1 pseudogene is annotated in these 1,221 nt (G+C 41.4%); it reads right to left on the reverse strand.

Going from position 1 to position 1,221, the window contains the following annotated elements:
* Window positions 1-1,221, reverse strand: a pseudogene (locus QM469_RS10525) (hypothetical protein); the annotation flags it as partial.

Genomic DNA, 1,221 nt, shown 5'->3' on the forward strand with positions numbered 1-1,221 from the left:
TAGCTTTTTCTGCATCAGTCAAGTTGCTTGGATCTGTAACTGGTGTTACTGATGGATCCTTAACGACTTTATCAGCTGATTTCTTAACTGCCTTATCTGCTGGGATAACCGCTGTTGTACCATCTGGGTATGTAACAGTTGTTGTACCATCTTTGCCAACTTTAACATCAGTTACGGTTGGGTTAGATTTCTTAACTTCGTCGGCTATCTTAGCTTTTTCTGCATCAGTCAAGTTGCTTGGATCTGTAACTGGTGTTACTGATGGATCCTTAACGACTTTATCAGCTGATTTCTTAACTGCCTTATCTGCTGGGATAACCGCTGTTGTACCATCTGGATATGTAACAGTTGTTGTGCCATCTTTGCCAACTTTAACGTCAGTTACGGTTGGGTTAGATTTCTTAACTTCGTCGGCTACTTTACCTTTCTCAGCGTCAGTCAAGTTGCTTGGATCTGTAACTGGTGTTACTGATGGATCCTTAACTGCTTTATCAGCTGATTTCTTAGCTGTCTTATCTGCTGGGATAACCGCTGTTGTACCATCTGGATATGTAACAGTTGTTGTACCATCTTTGCCAACTTTAACATCAGTTACGGTTGGGTTAGATTTCTTAACTTCATCGGCTACCTTAGCTTTTTCTGCATCAGTCAAGTTGCTTGGATCTGTAACCGGAGTTACTGATGGATCCTTAACTGCTTTATCAGCTGATTTCTTAACTGTCTTATCTGCTGGGATAACCGCTGTTGTACCATCTGGATATGTGACAGTTGTTGTGCCATCTTTGCCAACTTTAACGTCAGTTACGGTTGGGTTAGATTTCTTAACTTCGTCGGCTACCTTAGCTTTTTCTGCATCAGTCAAGTTGCTTGGATCTGTAACTGGTGTTACTGATGGATCCTTAACTGCTTTATCAGCTGATTTCTTAGCTGTCTTATCTGCTGGGATAACCGCTGTTGTACCATCTGGGTATGTAACAGTTGTTGTACCATCTTTGCCAACTTTAACATCAGTTACGGTTGGGTTAGATTTCTTAACTTCATCGGCTACCTTAGCTTTTTCTGCATCAGTCAAGTTGCTTGGATCTGTAACTGGTGTTACTGATGGATCCTTAACTGCTTTATCAGCTGATTTCTTAACTGCCTTATCTGCTGGGATAACCGCTGTTGTACCATCTGGGTATGTAACAGTTGTTGTGCCATCTTTGCCAACTTTAACATCAG

This window comes from Streptococcus infantis (assembly GCF_047464215.1).
Lineage (GTDB): Bacteria > Bacillota > Bacilli > Lactobacillales > Streptococcaceae > Streptococcus > Streptococcus infantis_P.